At 72.4% G+C, this 14,335-nt stretch carries 15 protein-coding genes; 10 read left to right on the forward strand and 5 right to left on the reverse strand.

Features of this window, described 5'->3' with window-relative positions; all coding sequences use genetic code 11:
• The first annotated feature begins 187 nt into the window (after positions 1-187).
• Positions 188-487 carry a hypothetical protein gene (locus ACWEPL_RS34490; protein ID WP_452438670.1) on the forward strand — a complete coding sequence of 100 codons (300 nt, stop codon included), beginning with the start codon at positions 188-190 and terminating at the stop codon, positions 485-487.
• A 398-nt stretch (positions 488-885) separates the two neighbouring features.
• Entirely contained in the window at positions 886-1,674 is a 789-nt protein-coding gene (locus tag ACWEPL_RS34495; protein WP_363962656.1) for an SDR family oxidoreductase, read from the forward strand.
• A gap of 385 nt (positions 1,675-2,059) precedes the next feature.
• Here ACWEPL_RS34495 and ACWEPL_RS34500 read toward each other — a convergent pair whose 3' ends face one another.
• Both ACWEPL_RS34500 and ACWEPL_RS34505 read right to left on the reverse strand, forming a co-directional pair.
• Entirely contained in the window at positions 2,060-2,725 is a 666-nt protein-coding gene (locus ACWEPL_RS34500) for an alpha/beta fold hydrolase (protein WP_452438671.1), read from the reverse strand.
• 36 nt (positions 2,726-2,761) lie between these two features.
• Complete coding sequence (locus ACWEPL_RS34505; RefSeq protein ID WP_452438672.1) at positions 2,762-3,712, reverse strand: quinone oxidoreductase family protein; 951 nt, start codon at positions 3,710-3,712, stop codon at positions 2,762-2,764.
• 80 nt (positions 3,713-3,792) lie between these two features.
• Between ACWEPL_RS34505 and ACWEPL_RS34510 the strand changes: the two genes are divergently transcribed.
• From ACWEPL_RS34510 to ACWEPL_RS34520, 3 genes are all read left to right on the forward strand, one after another.
• Positions 3,793-4,398, forward strand: coding sequence for a TetR/AcrR family transcriptional regulator (locus ACWEPL_RS34510; RefSeq protein WP_452438673.1), 606 nt, complete (start codon positions 3,793-3,795; stop codon positions 4,396-4,398).
• 218 nt (positions 4,399-4,616) lie between these two features.
• Positions 4,617-5,561 carry a hypothetical protein gene (locus ACWEPL_RS34515; RefSeq protein ID WP_452438674.1) on the forward strand — a complete coding sequence of 315 codons (945 nt, stop codon included), beginning with the start codon at positions 4,617-4,619 and terminating at the stop codon, positions 5,559-5,561.
• Positions 5,558-6,601, forward strand: coding sequence for a hypothetical protein (locus tag ACWEPL_RS34520; RefSeq protein WP_452438675.1), 1,044 nt, complete (start codon positions 5,558-5,560; stop codon positions 6,599-6,601). The genes ACWEPL_RS34515 and ACWEPL_RS34520 overlap by 4 nt, the downstream gene beginning before the upstream one ends.
• Before the next feature lie 16 nt (positions 6,602-6,617).
• On the opposite strand, the gene ACWEPL_RS34525 is transcribed toward ACWEPL_RS34520, so the two are convergent.
• Entirely contained in the window at positions 6,618-7,319 is a 702-nt protein-coding gene (locus tag ACWEPL_RS34525) for a TetR/AcrR family transcriptional regulator (protein WP_363962650.1), read from the reverse strand.
• Positions 7,320-7,433: 114 nt separating this feature from the next.
• On the opposite strand from ACWEPL_RS34525, the gene ACWEPL_RS34530 reads away from it, so the two are divergent.
• Positions 7,434-8,591: an FAD-dependent monooxygenase gene (locus ACWEPL_RS34530; protein ID WP_452438676.1), complete on the forward strand. Its 1,158-nt coding sequence runs from the start codon at positions 7,434-7,436 to the stop codon at positions 8,589-8,591.
• A gap of 18 nt (positions 8,592-8,609) precedes the next feature.
• Here ACWEPL_RS34530 and ACWEPL_RS34535 read toward each other — a convergent pair whose 3' ends face one another.
• Entirely contained in the window at positions 8,610-9,305 is a 696-nt protein-coding gene (locus tag ACWEPL_RS34535) for a class I SAM-dependent methyltransferase (protein WP_350728589.1), read from the reverse strand.
• 86 nt (positions 9,306-9,391) lie between these two features.
• Between ACWEPL_RS34535 and ACWEPL_RS34540 the strand changes: the two genes are divergently transcribed.
• The 4 genes from ACWEPL_RS34540 (at position 9,392) to ACWEPL_RS34555 (ending at position 13,949) form a co-directional block, all read left to right on the forward strand.
• Positions 9,392-9,586 carry a hypothetical protein gene (locus tag ACWEPL_RS34540; protein WP_185079465.1) on the forward strand — a complete coding sequence of 65 codons (195 nt, stop codon included), beginning with the start codon at positions 9,392-9,394 and terminating at the stop codon, positions 9,584-9,586.
• A gap of 3 nt (positions 9,587-9,589) precedes the next feature.
• Entirely contained in the window at positions 9,590-10,690 is a 1,101-nt protein-coding gene (locus ACWEPL_RS34545) for a sensor histidine kinase (protein ID WP_397373443.1), read from the forward strand.
• A complete protein-coding gene (locus tag ACWEPL_RS34550; RefSeq protein ID WP_452438677.1) occupies positions 10,687-11,319 on the forward strand; it encodes a response regulator in 633 nt (210 codons plus the stop codon). The genes ACWEPL_RS34545 and ACWEPL_RS34550 overlap by 4 nt, the downstream gene beginning before the upstream one ends.
• Positions 11,320-11,402: 83 nt before the next feature.
• Positions 11,403-13,949 (forward strand): ATP-binding protein, encoded by a 2,547-nt coding sequence (locus ACWEPL_RS34555; RefSeq protein WP_452438678.1) that lies wholly within the window; start codon positions 11,403-11,405, stop codon positions 13,947-13,949.
• Here the strand turns inward: ACWEPL_RS34555 and ACWEPL_RS34560 are convergent.
• On the reverse strand, positions 13,925-14,284 hold the full coding sequence (locus ACWEPL_RS34560) for a hypothetical protein (protein WP_363962645.1): 360 nt from the start codon (positions 14,282-14,284) through the stop codon (positions 13,925-13,927). The genes ACWEPL_RS34555 and ACWEPL_RS34560 overlap by 25 nt on opposite strands.
• Positions 14,285-14,335: the final 51 nt, after the last annotated feature.

A 14,335-nucleotide genomic window follows, 5' to 3' on the forward strand; every position in this document is an offset into this window, starting at 1 on the left:
CTGTGGCCTCACACCGGCAGCGGGCTGGGACCCGGCGTCGGCAGCCGGCCGGGATCCTGCATCGGCGGCAGGCTGGGATCCGGCATTCGCGGCAGGCCCGGACCTGGCATCGGCGGCAGGCTGTGACGCCGTGCCCGTGGCGGGCGGTGGCGTCGTGCCCGTAGTGGGCTCCTGTTTCGTGCCTGGGGTGAGCTCCGGTCTCGCGCCCGGGGTGAGGCCCGGTTTCGCGACCGGGGTCGACGGGCCGGAGCCCGGCCCGGGGGCGCCGCTCCCCGCGGGGGCCGACATGCCGGCCTCGCCAAGCGCGGGCGTGTGTGACACCACGACGGCCTCGCCCAGATCGGGCTCGCTGTCGGCCGCGCGCACCAGCCCCACCGACATGAACCCCGCCATCGCCGCGGCCAAGGCGAAGAGGACCAACGTTCCCCGATGCTTCATGACCTTGACCTTGACGCCCTTCGAGGAGACCACGCTGAAGCCCAGATGAGAAACCTCTCATCTGATCGCGCTGAGCCGCAGTAGAATCACGCTCTAATTGCTGGGGTTCGCCGCCCATACCGCCTCTTCTCGGGCGGGGGTTCCGACGGGAGGCGTTCAGCGTGGGTTCGCCTTCTCGGGCGGGGGTTCCCGACCGGAGGCGTTCAGAGTGGGTTCGCTTTCTCGGGCGGGGGTTCCCGGCGGGAAGCAGTCAGGGCGGGTTCGCCTTCTCGGGCGGGGGTTCCGGCGGGAGGCAGTCAGGGTGGATTCTGCGTGGGAGGTCGGGCTTCGGCCGAAGCGGCCAGAGGCGGTCGAGATACGCAAGGGCGGAGTCGTTCCCGGCAAGGGCGGGGCGGTGGAAGTGCCTGCCCGGCACGGCGGACGCGCTCGGGACCGGAAGGAGTGCAGATGCGGGTACGGGACAAGGTCGTCGTCGTCACGGGTGCGGCCGGCGGGATCGGGAGGGCGATGGCGCTCAGGTTCGCCGCCGAAGGAGCGGCCGGGGTCGTCGTCGCGGACCTCGACGAGGCCGGGGCGATCGCGGTGGCCAAGGAGATCGGTGACCGCGCCACCGCAGTACGCGTGGACGTGTCCTCGGAGCCGGAGGTGGCCGCCCTGGCCGAGACGCCGTTCGGGCCGGTCGACCTGTTCTGCTCCAACGCCGGCATCATCGGCGGCCACGGCCTGGACGCCCCCGACCAGGAGTGGAGCCGCCTGTACGCGGTGAACGTGCTGGCCCACGTGTACGCCGCCCGCGCCGTCGTACCCTCCATGATCGCCCGAGGCGGCGGCTACCTGCTGAACACCTGCTCCGCCGCGGGCCTGATCAGCTGCCCCGGCGACGCCCCGTACGCGGTGACGAAGGCGGCGGCGATCGCGTTCGCCGAGTGGGTGGCCATCCACTACGGCTCGCGGGGCATCAAGATCAGCGTCCTGTGCCCGCAGGGCGTGCGTACCGGCATGCTGGAGCAGGGGCTGGAGGAGGACCATCTGACCGCGAGGGCCGTGGCTGCCTCGGGCATCATCCTCGATCCGTCGGACGTGGCGACCGTGGTCGTCGAGGGCCTCGAAGCCGAGCGCTTCCACATCTTCCCGCACCCGGAGGTGGCCGAGTTCGTCCACCGCAAGGCCGAGAACCCCGACCGGTGGCTGGCCGGAATGTCGCGCTTCGTGGACTCCCTGACCTCGACTCCCTGACCTCGACCCGCTGATCTCGGCCCGCTGACCTCGGCTCCCCAACCTCGACTCTCCGACATCGGATTACCGAGTCACGAATGCCTGGCACCGATCGCGCATGGAGCGCCCGGCTGCGGTCGACGGTTCGGCGATTCGGCTGTGGGGGTCGGCCGTCAGCGGGTCGGCCATCGGTGGTTCGGCGGTCGGCGGTTCGGCGGTCGGTGGTTCGGCGGTCGGCGGTTCGGCGGTCGGCGGTTCGGCGGTCGGCGGTTCGGCGGTCGGCGGTTCGGCGGTCGGCGGTCGGCGGTTCGGTGGCTTTTCGTTGGAGGAGTTCGAGCAGCGGTCGAACAGGGTGCTTGGGCATCGCACGTTCGACGAGGCCGCGCCGAACGGACCGGTGGACGTGCTAGGCGACGTCGAGCAGGATCTCCAGCAGGTCCTGCGGCGCGTCGCGCATGAGGTTGTGCGCGCTGGCCACCGCGTGTGTAGTCCACGCGGGGTCGTGGCGCAGCCGCTCGTATATGGACGTGAACGGCGACTCCCCTTCCCACCCCGCCGCGTACACGTACTCCCTGCGGCGCACGTGCGCGAGGTCTCCGGTGAGCCGTAGCGGCTGGAGCAGCGAGGCGATCGGATGGGCCGTGGCGCGCGGGTCGAAGAACGGCAGCGGCCGGGTCGCGTAACCGCTGTCCACCACGTCCACGTACCATCGCCGCTCCTGATCGGTGACGAGGCTCCAGCAGGAGTCCCCGTGGCCGGGCACGACGGCGTCGAGGTAGACCAGGTCGCGCACCCGCTCGGGCGCGCGGTCGGCGGCCCCGGTGATCACCATCCCGCCGTAGCTGTGGGCGACCAGGATCGCTTCGGTGAGGTTCTCGGCGGCCAGGACGCCGGTCACGTCCTGGATGTGCGTGTCGAGGTTCACCCCGCCGGTCAGCAGGTGGCCGCGCTCGGCGATGCCGGTCAGGGTCAGCGGGTACGCGCGATGCCCCCGGCTTCGCAACTGCTCGGCGAGCTCGTCGAAGCACCAGCCGCCATGACACATACCGGGGATCAAGACAAATATCGCCACAAGTCCGAATACTAACAGAGATCGAACCGATCGGTTCTATCTTGCCGGGTCGAGGACGAGCTTGCCGACGGTCCGGCGGCCACGCAGGTCCGCGTGCACGCGCCGTACCTCCGACATCGGGTGGTCGCCGCCGTGGACGACGCGCAGCTCACCCGCCGCGACCTGCCCGGACATCTCCACGTACGCCTTGCCGAGGACCTCCGGGTGCGCGATGGCGTTCATCAGCCAGAAGCCGCTGACCGTGGCCGAACGGCGCTGCAGGTCGCGCGGCGCCACTGGGGCGGGCTCGACCCCGCCCGCCATCCCGTAGTAGGCGAGCCTGCCGAACGGGGCCAGCGCGGCGACGCTCTGGTCGGTGACGCGGCCGCCCGTCATCTCCAGGACCACGTCGACGGGATCGCCGTGGTTCGCCGCCCGCAACGCCCCGGTGAGGTCGTCCGTCGCGGGGTCCACGGCGGCGTCCGCGCCGAGGGACAGCGCGAATTCGCGCTTGTCCGGCGTGCCGGCCGTGGCGATGACCCGGGCGCCGCGCAGCTTGGCCAGCTGTACGGCCAGCGAGCCGACGCCGCCCGCCGCCGCGTGGACGACCACGCTCTCCCCCGGCTGCACCCGAGCGGTGCGATTGATCAGCCACCAGGCGGTCAGCCCCTGGACGAGCAGCGCGATGGCGGTCACGTCATCCACCCCGTCGGGCACCGGGAAGGCGCTGTCCTCCGCCACCACGGCCTTCTCGGCATACCCGCCGTCGGAGATCATCGCGGCCAGCCGTCGCCCGTCCGCGGTCCGGCCGACGACCTCGATCCCGGGGATCAGCGGCAGCGTGACGGCGGCGATGTAGCGGTTCTCGCGCAGGAGCGTGTCGGCGAAGTTCACCCCGCATCGCGCCACGTCGATGAGGACCTGACCGGCTCCCGGCCGGGGCTCGGGCACCTCTCGCACGGCCACGACCTCGGGCCCGCCGAACTCGGTGATCTGCACCGCTCGCATGTCCAGCTCCTTGGAATGGAGTACCTAAGTGGTACTGCGTACCATAATGGATCGAAGTACAGCACGACTAGACTGAGGCGGTGCCCCGATCCACCCTCCGCGCCCGCAACCAGCAGCGAGCCCGTGACGAGATCGTCGCGGCCGCCTACGAGCTGTTCGCCGAACGCGACTACGCCGGCGTGACGGTCGCGGACATCGCCGACCGGGCCGGGGTCGGCCGCACCACGTTCTTCCGCTACTTCGGCGACAAGCAGGAGGTCGTCTTCGCCGGCGAGGAGGAACTGCTGGACAACGTCGCCCGGCGACACCGCGAGCTGCGGCTCGACCGTCCGCCGTCGCTGCCGGAGGCGCTCGCGCTGCTGCGCGACACCGTGGCGACGGTCTGCGCATGGGCGACGCGGGACACCGACCGCTACGTCCTGCGCGAACGGCTGATCGCGGCGAACCCCGAGCTGGACGACCGCGCGGCCCGCAAACAGCGACGCCTCGTCGAGCTGGCCGGCGAGCTCCTGCGGCGGCAGGGCGCCTCGGCGGAGACCGCCGCACTGGCCCCGCAGGTGGCGCTGGCCTGCTACAAGGCCGGCCACGAGGTCGCGGCGGGCGACCCGGCCGCGCTGTGGCCGAGCGTCGGCGCGGCCTTCGACCAGCTCGGCGTCACCTCAGACGCCGGGCCGGACCAGACCTGAGCGCTCGGCGTCACCTCAGACGCCGGGCCGGACCAGACCTGAGCGCTCGGCATCCCCTCACGCGCCGAGCGGGACCCGACCTGAGGGCTGGAGACGGCGACCGTCACGCCGCCCTCCGAGGAACGTCGCTTTGAGTAAGGGGGTACTCATGCGATCCCAGCCGGAGGAGCCGATTCTGGGACTTGGTGAGGGATCGGCGACGCACTCCAGGAGGATCCATGACGCCATCGCGGGCACGCATGCTCATCATGGCCGGAATCCTCGGCCTCGTGGCGGTCCTCGGGATCGCCTGGCTGGCCGGCGTCGCCACCGGCAACGGCGCGGAGCCGGTGGCCGGCACCGGGACGAACGCCACCGCGGACGCCCCGGACGGCTCGGCGGACGCACCCGACGCCGACGGCTCGGCGAGCGACGCACCTGACGCCGACGGTACGACGAGCGGCGCGCCCGACGACGGCAGCTCGGCGACCGGAGCGCCGGACGGCTCGACCGGTCAGGGCAAGGATGCCGACGGGCGACCGACCGGCGACAGGTCCACGCCTCCGGGAACGCGCAACAACCGCCGCAGCGTCCACTGGAACGGCGTACACCTCGACGGCTCCCCTGGCGATGACGGTTGCGTCACCATCATCAACAAGACCTCCACCGTCGGGACGATCGAGTCCGTCTCCTTCACCGTGCAGTCGGGCCCCGGCCGCGCCACGGCCCGATCGGCCCCCGGCCACTGCGACCCCACCGGCGACCCCTTGTGCCAGGGGGTCCAGCTGAGGGCCGGTTCGCAGTGCCTCGCGGGCGCGATCATCACGGGCGACGCCTCTGACCGCCCGTACGTCATCCAGGCGGTGGTCCGCTTCCGCTACCTGTGCGTCAACGTCGAGGACGCGCCCTGCGACCAGGTCCGCGACTGGGGCGGCCCGCCGCCGACGGCGGAGGCGCCGGTGGAAGTGACCGGCCAGACATCCAACAACGTTCCGCAGTTCTCGTACTACATCGGCGATTCGGGCACCTCCTCCGATGAGTCCCCGACGCCGTCGCCGGACGACGACACCGGCACCTCCACCGACGACTCGGGCAGCTCTCAGGAGAACTCGGACTCCGGATCTCAGGACGACGGGCCGGATACGGCGGATGACGGCACGACCACGGCTCCGGAGGGAGAGTGACCACCACGCACGAGCCCGCGAGCAAAACCGCAACCGGACAGGAGCCGGCGACCGAGCGGGGGACGGCACCCGATCAGGAGCCGGCAAGCGCGCAAGAGACGGCACCCCGGCAGGAGACGGCGAGCGCGCCGGAGGCAGCGAGCGCGCAAGAGACGGCACCCAGGCAGGAGGCGGCGAGCGGGCAGGAGGCGGTTTCGGCGCGGGTGCGGCAACTCGCCGAGGCCGTAGGCCCCACCACGCTGGCGACCGCGCTGCTGATCTACTTCGGCTACGTGGCAACCCGCGCCCGCTTCGACTACTTCGGCATATCCCTCGACATGACCGGCCTGTCCAACCAGAGCCTGCTCCTCGACGGCCTCGAAGTCGTGCACGTCCCGGCCGCCCTGATCTGCCTGGGCACGCTGCTGGTCATCGCCGTCCACGCCACCGTCTCCTGGCAGCTCGCCCGCCGCCCCGGCGACACCGTCAACACCTTCCTGGCCGCCGGCTTCACGCTCGTCGGACTGCTCCTGATCGGCCGCGCGATGATCGGCATCTTCCTCGGGGACGCCGACACCAGCGTCGTCATCGGCGCGACGCCGCTCGCGCTGGCGTCCGGCCCGGCCATGGTGGCGTACGGGATCCACATCCACGGCAAGAACCGCGGCCGCCCGCTCATGTCACCCCGCCTGGCCAGGAACGGCGTGCTGAGCGTGCTGGGCCTGGCCGTCGCCGGCCTGTTCTGGGCCTCGACCACGGTCGCGTGGGCCTACGGCACCGGCCGGGGCGAGCAGGACGCGCACGACCTGCCCAAACGCGCCGAGGTCATCCTCGACATGAAGGAGCCGCTGCAGGACGTACCTCCCGGCATCACCCACACCCGGCTGAAGACCACCGGCAAGGACCCGAGCTACGCGCACCGCTACCGCGGCTTCCGGCTCCTGCTCGCCTCCGGCGGCCGGCTGTTCCTGGTCAACCCGGAGTGGAAGCTCGGCCGCGACCAGACGATCGTGGTCCCGTACGACAACGGCATCCGCGTCCAGCTCATCTCCCAGCCGTGACCAGCGCGCCGGCGCTCTACCCCTCGGGGATGCCGGACTCGGCGCGGTCGGCGTCGATCACGTCGCCGAGCAAGGTGACCACGGCCGCGGCGACGTCCCGCAACGTGGCGTCGGGGACCGCGGACTCGGTCTCGAACGCCCGCCGGACGGTACGCGCGAGCAGGTCCGCCCGCTGCTCCCGGCCGTCCGAGGCGCCCCCCGCCCGCAGGAACCCCTCGAACGTCGCCTGGTAGGCGAACCCGAGCTCATCGACGCTCATGTCGTCGCGGAGCAGGCCGTGCTCGGCGAGCAGCCCCAGGTAGTCGCGGGCCATGGCGCCGTGCCGCTCGTCGCGGGCCGGGTCGGGGGAGCTGGTCAGCTTGCCGACCAGGTCGGGGTCGGCCAGGAGGAAGCTGAGCAGCAGCGGCCGGTTCGCGATGGCCAGGAAGTAGGCCCGCGCGAACCGGTGCAGCAGGCATGCCCGCGGATCCTCCCGGAGCGCCTGGCGCAGCTCGTCCATCGCCCGAAGCACCTCACGCGCGAAGACCGCGCCGAACAGCTGCTCCCGGGTCTTCCAGTGCAGGTAGACGGTCCCCTTGCCGATGCCGGCCCCGGCGGCCACGTCGTCGATGGTCACCCGCCGGTAGCCGTGGCGCAGCAGCAGGTCCGCCGCCACGTCGAGGATCCGTGCGGCCCGCTCGGCTCGCTGCCGCGGGTCTCGGAGTCGTTCGGCGCTCACCCGCAGACCATATGACCAAATGCGAAATCTGGTCAACTCATCAACTAGCGATTGACTAACTTTCAAATCTCGTCATATGGTCACGTCGAACCACGGCAACCCGAGGAGTGAGTCATGAAGACAGTCCTGATCTCCGGAGCCGGCATCGGCGGCACCACGCTGGCGTACTGGCTGGCGCGGCACGGCTTCCGGCCCACCGTCGTCGAACGCGCCGCCGGCCTGCGCTCCAGCGGCAACCCCGTGGACGTCCGCGGCCCCGCCGTGACCGTGGCCGACCGCATGGGCGTGATGCCGCGGCTGCGCGAGGCGGCCACGCAGGTGACGGCGCTGAGCTTCGTCAACGCCTCCGGCCGCCAGGTCGGGCGGGTCGACATGCGGGCGCTGCGGCAGGCGTCCGGCAGCCGGGAGGTGGAGGTGACGCGTACCGACCTGGCGGCCATCCTGTACGAGGCGAGCCGCGACTCGGCCGAGGTCCTGTTCGGCGACACGATGACCGCGCTGAGCCAGGACGGCGACGGCGTGGACGTCACCTTCGAGAAGGCCGCGCCGCGCCGGTTCGACCTCGTCATCGGAGCCGACGGGCTCCACTCGACGACCCGGCGGCTGGCCTTCGGACCCGAGTCCGCGTTCGTCCGCCACATGGGCCTCTACGTCGCGACGATGCAGCTCGATGGCCCGGCCGACAACCAGCAGGACGTCGTCCTGCACAACGCCCCCGGCCGGCTGGCCTCCGTCCACCCCGTACACGGCCGCGCCCTGGCGGCCTTCATCTTCCGTCACCCGGAGGTGCGGGGCTTCAACCACCGCGACCTCGCGCAGCACAAGCGGATCCTGACCGACGCCTACGCAGGTGACGGGTGGCGCGTGCCCGAGCTGCTGGACCAGGCCCGTGCCGCCGACGACCTCTGGTTCGACTCCGTCAGCCAGGTGCGCCTCGACTCCTGGGCCAAGGGGCGCGTCGCGCTGCTGGGCGACGCGGCCTCGTCGGTGTCGCTGTTCGGCGACGGTTCCACCCTGGCCATGGCCGGCGCCTACACCCTCGCCGAGGAGCTGGCCGCCACCCCCGCCGACCCGCGATCGGCCTTCGCGCGGTACGAGGCCGAGCACCGCACCCTGGTGGACCCGCGCCAGGGGAACGTCGCGACGGCCGCGGCCATGATGGTCCCCGCCACCCGCGCCGGGATCGCCGCACGCAACCTGGCGAGCCGGTTCTGGCCGACCGCGGCCGCCGCCTCATGGGTCCGCAACCGGCTCACCCCGGTGACCGCCTGAAGAACGCGCTTCCCGCGGTCAGGGGCGTACGAGCCTGACGGCGAGGAAGGACGGCCGCTCGTTCAGCTTGTCGTAGGCGGCCTCGTCGATCTCCCGCAGGGCGGCCACCGGGCGCGGCTCGACGACCCGTTCCAGGACGAACCCGGCGGCCAGCAGCTCCCCCAGGAAGACCTCCAGCGACATCCGCTGGAAGTGGATCGAGAACGGGCCGTCGCCCACGGGAAGCTCGACCCAGTCGCCGGCGTGGTACGAGCCCCCGAAGTGCTGCCAGTCGGCGGTCGGATGGCCGGTCGAGACCACGAGCCACCCTCCCGGCCGCAGCACCCGGCGCAACTCGCCCAGCAACTGCGCGCGGCGGGTGACGTGGGGATACACCAGCGCGCACACGGCCCCGTCGAACGACGCGTCATCGGCGAAGTCCAGCGGCTCCTCCAGATCGCGCAGAAGGAGTTCGGCCCGCTCCCCCACCCGCGCCCGCGCGTGGCCCAGCAGCGCGGCGCTCCCGTCGACACCGACCACCTCGGCCCCGCGGGCCAGCAACTCGGCCGCGTAGTGCCCGGCTCCGCACCCGACGTCGAGAACCCTCGTCCCGGCGAGGTCACCGGCGAGCTCCAGCATCGCGGGCCGGTCGACGTAGGCGTTGTACGGGCTCGTGGTGGCATGTTCGGCGAACTGGTCTCCGAGCGCGCCGTGATAAGCGGTCTCAGGGGGCATCAGCCCATCATGACAGAGCGCCTCCACCCCGCTCTCCACCTTTCGGAGGTGCCGCTCCACCCCGCCCCGTCCCTACCGTCCCAGGCATGGACAAGCACTCTGGACGGCCGGGCAGCCTCTGGCTCGAACTGCTGCACCGGCTCCTGGACGCCAACGGGGGAAAGATGAACGGCAAGTTCCTGCTCGCGATCGTCGTCGTGGCGCTGCTGGTGGTCGTCGGTTTCGTGGCCTTCCGGCTTATCTTGGTGGACATGATTCTGACCTTGAAGGACTCGCGCTAGGCGATGCGAGAGGTGTGGGGGCGGGTCGTACGGCTCCTGGCGGCCGACGACCCCGAAACGGGGCGCCTGGTCAGGCTGCTGTTGAGCCTGGTCCTCGCCTGGTCGCTGGCGGCCGCCGAGCCCGATCGCGTCCCCGCGCTGCTGTGGTCCGCGCTCGGCGTGTCGATGGCGTGCTGGCTCGCCTTCGTCCTGCTCGACGGCCGGTTCCCGCGCGTGGCCGTGGCCGCGCTGGCGGCGGGTTCGGCGGTCGCGGCGTCGGTGTCGGGGTCGGTCGAGCCGGCGCCCACGGTGTTCGTGTTCGCGATGTTGCTGCTGTTCGCGGCGCACATGACGCCGAGCATGGCGGCGATCGCCGCGGTCACCGCGACCGACCTGGTGCTCATGGTCGGCAGCCTGCTGTGGTGGGAGCAGCCGCGATCGGCGATCGTGGTCCGCGGGACGGTCGTGATGCTCACCGTGCTCTTCGCGTTGCAGCGGCGCCAGTACCGGCAGGCCCAGCACGACCGGGCCAGGGCCATGGCGCTCGACGAGCGGACCCGCATCGCCAGGGAGCTGCACGACGTGCTCGCGCACTCCCTCGGCGCCCTGGGGGTGCAGCTGGAGGTCGCCGAGGCCATGCTCACGGAGCGGGGCGACGTGGAGGGGGCGGTGGCGCGCGTCCGCAGAGCGCGGGCACTGGCCAGGGAAGGGCTGGTCGAGGCCCGTTCGGCGGTGGCGGCGCTGCGCGAGGACGTGCCGCCGCTGCCCGACGCGCTGAGCCTGCTGGTCACCGAGCACCGCAGGGACCACGAGGTGCCGGCCGAGCTGCGTACGACGGGCACGCGGCGGCCGATCACCCCGGCGGCGGAGGTCTGCCTGCTGCGTACGGCACGCGAGGCGCTCACCAACGCCGCCAAGCACGCGCCGGGCGAGCCGGTCACGGTGGAGATCGGCTACGGTGAGGGCGCCGTCCGGCTGGTGGTGCGCAATCCGTACGCGGCCGCGGCGCCGTCATCCGGGCACGGGCTGCAGGGCATGCGCGAGCGGCTGGCGCTCGCGGGCGGGACGCTGAGCGCGGGACCGTCGGGGGGCCTGTGGGAGGTACGGGCGGAGGTGCCGGAATGAAGGTCCTGGTCGTGGACGACCAGCAGCTCATGCGCGAGGGCCTGGTGGCGCTGCTGGACCTGGTCGACGACGTGGACGTGATGGGCGACGCCGGGGACGGCGAACAGGCCCTGCGCCTGGTGGCCGAGCTGCGCCCCGACGTCGTGCTGATGGACCTGCGCATGCCCGTGATGGACGGCGTCGAGGCCACGCGGCGGATCGCCCGCGCGCATCCGGAGGTGGCCGTCGTGGTGCTGACGACGTACGACGACGACCGGTCCGTGGACTCCGCCCTGCTGGCCGGGGCCTGCGGCTACCTCACCAAGGACGCCGGGCGCGCGGAGATCGCCGCCGCCCTGCGCTCGGCCGCCGCCGGGCAGTCGACGTTCTCGGCGGCGGTGTCCCGCCGACTGGTGGACGCGCTGTCCCGTGCCGCGCCGCCGCCGGTCTCGGCGTGTCCCGACGGGCTGACCGTACGGGAGGTCGAGGTGCTGAGGCTCGTCGCCCGGGGGATGAGCAACGCGGAGATCGGCTCGGCGCTCTTCATCGCGGAGACGACGGTCAAGACGCACATCAACAACGCCTTCGCCAAGATCGGCGTACGCAACCGCACGGAGGCCGCCGCCTACGCGCGCGACAGCCTCCTGTAGCGCCTGCGCCAGGGCCAGCGGGCCGATGGAGAATGACATAGGCTCGTTCTTGATCCGGACAGCTGACCACAGGAGATGGGTTCATGCCGTCAGGAGTACGCGACGGCGCCGAGGCGGGCCGTCCGGTCGGGGGGCCGGGCCTGGGCGCGTTGTTACGGAGCTGGCGTGAGCGGGCGCTGCTGACCCAGGAGCAGGTGGCGGCGCGGGCGGGGCTCAACGTCCGCACGGTTCGCCGGTTGGAGGCGGACGAGCTGCGGCGGCCGCGCAGCGCGTCGGTGCGCTCGCTGGCCGTGGCGCTGGGCCTGGACGCCGCGGAGGTGTCCGTACTGACGCGTGCCGCGAACGGCCTGTCAGAAGGCGCGCGGCCGACACCGCGGCAGCTGCCCGCCGACGCGGCGGCGTTCATCGGCCGGGCACGGGAGCTGGCCGTTCTCGACGACGTCGGTGACGCCGCCACGGTGGTGGTCACCGCCATCGACGGCATGGCGGGGGTGGGCAAGACCGCGCTGGCCGTGCACGCCGCGTACCAGCTGGCCCCGCGCTTTCCCGACGGTGATCTGTTCGTCGACCTGCACGGCTACACGCGGGGCATGCCCGCGGCGGACCCGGCCGACGCGCTCGCCCGCGTGCTGGAGGTGCTGGGCGTGCCCGGGGAGACGATTCCGCAGCACCTCGACGACCGGGCCGCGCTCTATCGCAGCGTGCTGGCCGACCGGAAGATGCTGATCGTCCTGGACAACGCCGCCGACGAGGCCCAGGTGCGGCCCCTGCTGCCGGGTGCGGGCGGCTGCCTGGTGCTGGTGACGAGCCGGCGGCGGCTGGTCGGGCTGGACGACGCCCGTACGGTGTCGGTCGACGTGCTGCCGCTCGCGGACGCGATCGCGCTGTTCACCGGCACCGCAGGCGAGGAGCGGGTCGCGGGGGTGCCACGGGAGGTGCTGGCCGCGGTGGTACGGCGGTGCGGGCTGTTACCGCTGGCCATCCGCCTGGCCGCGGCCCGGCTGAAGGCCCATCCGGCCTGGAGCGTGCGGCACCTGTTGCAGCGGCTGGAGGAGCACCAGCACCCGCTGAGCGAGCTGCGCGCCGGGCAGCACAGCGTCACCGCCGCGCTCGACCTGTCCTACCAGGAGCTCACCGCCGCCGAGCGGCGGGCGTACCGGCTGCTGGGGGTGCACCCCGGCATGGACCTCGCGCCCGACGCGGCCGCCGCGCTGCTGGCCACCACCGTCAAGCGGGCCTCGACGCTGCTGGACCGGCTGCTGGAGGTCCACCTGCTGCAGGAGCCGATCCCCGGCCGCTACCGATTCCACGACCTGATCAGGACACACGCCGCCGAACGGGCCGCCGGCGAAGAGCCCGAGTCCGACCGGCGCGCCGCCTCGGCGCGGCTGCTGAACCACTACAGCCGCGCGGCCTCGGCGGCGATGGACCTCCTCTATCCCTACGAGGCGGACATGCGGCCGCGTATCGCGCCGGGCGAGGTGGGGCCGCCCGCGGTGGCCGACGCCGCCGCGTGGCTCGAGGCCGAGCTGTCCAACCTGCTCAGCCTCGCGCAGCTGGCCGCCGAGCACGGCTTCTCCGAACACGTCCGGCACCTGTCGGCCACCCTGCACCGGTGCCTGCGCACCCGCGGCCGGTATGCCGAGGCCGAGACGCTCCTGGAGCGGGCGCTGTCGGCGGCCCAGGCGGCCGAATACCGTACGGGCGAGCTGGAGGCCCTCCTCGGGCTCGGCGAGATCCGTCAGATGCAGTGCCGGTACGAGGCGGCTCTGGAGGACTCCTCCCGCGCCCTGGCCATCGCCTGCGCCATCGGTCATCGAGCGGGCGAGTTACGGGCGCTCAACGGCATCGGCATGGTCCGCGGGTTCCAGGGAGAGTACGCGCGGGCCGCCGAGCACTTCGAGCAGGCGCTGGACATCGCCCGGGCGATCGGTCACCGTACGGGTGAGCTGGACGCGTTGATCGCCGCCGGCAACGTCCACCGGATCATGGGGTGGTACGACACGAGCGCCGGCGAGCTGGCGCGGGCGCTCGTCATCGCCCGCTCGATCGGCCACCGCACCGGCGAGTTACGGGCCCTGCTCGGCATCGGCTTCATCCACCTCGGGCGGGGCGCGCACGGCCCGGCCACCGACTACTTCACGCGGGCCCTGGGCCTGGCCCGCGGCACCGGGCACCGGCTCGGCGAGCTCGACAGCCTCAACGGCCTCGGCCACCTGCATCGCTTCCAGGGGCGGTACGAGGAGGCGTACGACTGCTACGAGCAGGCCCTGCGCCTGGCGTGCGAGATCGGCAACAGCAACTGGCAGTTCGAGGCCCTCCACGGCATGGGCCGGCTGCAGCATGCCCGCGGCCAGTCCGACCAGGCGCTCGACTGCCACCGCCATGCGCTGAACCTCGCCTCGGACCTTCACCAGCCGAGCGACCAGGCCCGCGCCCACGACGGCCTCGCCCACGCCCACGCCGCGCTCGGCCGGCCCGATCCCGCCCGGCGCCACTGGACCGAGGCCCTGACCATCATGTCCGTCCTCGGCATCGACCGGACCGAAGAGACAGGGGTGGACGCCGAGAGCATCCGCGCCCACCTGGCGTCAGCCGATTCGCATCAGCTGCCCGCGGCCGGCCCGTAGGCGCAGGGCGGGGCCGTACCCGGCTGCATCCGGACGCGAAGCACCTGGCGGAGCTCGGGCGGCAGGCTTCCGCGCCCCACGCAGAGCACCTGGCTCGCGCCCGTACGGCCGGTGAGCACGACCTGGCAGCCGGGAACCGGCTGGTTGTCGAACGTGTCGACCTCGTACAGCTCCACCGGCTGATCCCGGGGCGGCTGGCAGGTCGTGTAGCTGAAACTGACGCCGGCGGTCCCGCTGATCAACGTCAGCCGTCCGATGGCCGCGTGCGCCGTGCCCGTCGTGCCCGCCACCGCCAGGCAGGCCAGCGCCGACCCGGCGAGCAGTGTTTTCGTCATCGATTTCATGACGCGAGTGTCGATTGCCGCTGCCTGAACATCCAGGGCAAT

The organism is Nonomuraea sp. NPDC004186 (assembly GCF_053603495.1).

Coding starts and splice junctions, on each gene's coding strand:
- ACWEPL_RS34505 (WP_452438672.1), bottom strand. CDS start 3,712: ATGCGAGCGGTGCAGATCACCGAGTTCGGCGGGCCCGAGGTCGTGGCC.
- ACWEPL_RS34515 (WP_452438674.1), top strand. CDS start 4,617: ATGACGCCATCGCGGGCACGCATGCTCATCATGGCCGGAATCCTCGGC.
- ACWEPL_RS34530 (WP_452438676.1), top strand. CDS start 7,434: ATGAAGACAGTCCTGATCTCCGGAGCCGGCATCGGCGGCACCACGCTG.
- ACWEPL_RS34555 (WP_452438678.1), top strand. CDS start 11,403: ATGCCGTCAGGAGTACGCGACGGCGCCGAGGCGGGCCGTCCGGTCGGG.
- ACWEPL_RS34560 (WP_363962645.1), bottom strand. CDS start 14,284: ATGACGAAAACACTGCTCGCCGGGTCGGCGCTGGCCTGCCTGGCGGTG.
- ACWEPL_RS34535 (WP_350728589.1), bottom strand. CDS start 9,305: ATGCCCCCTGAGACCGCTTATCACGGCGCGCTCGGAGACCAGTTCGCC.
- ACWEPL_RS34495 (WP_363962656.1), top strand. CDS start 886: ATGCGGGTACGGGACAAGGTCGTCGTCGTCACGGGTGCGGCCGGCGGG.
- ACWEPL_RS34540 (WP_185079465.1), top strand. CDS start 9,392: ATGGACAAGCACTCTGGACGGCCGGGCAGCCTCTGGCTCGAACTGCTG.
- ACWEPL_RS34550 (WP_452438677.1), top strand. CDS start 10,687: ATGAAGGTCCTGGTCGTGGACGACCAGCAGCTCATGCGCGAGGGCCTG.
- ACWEPL_RS34545 (WP_397373443.1), top strand. CDS start 9,590: ATGCGAGAGGTGTGGGGGCGGGTCGTACGGCTCCTGGCGGCCGACGAC.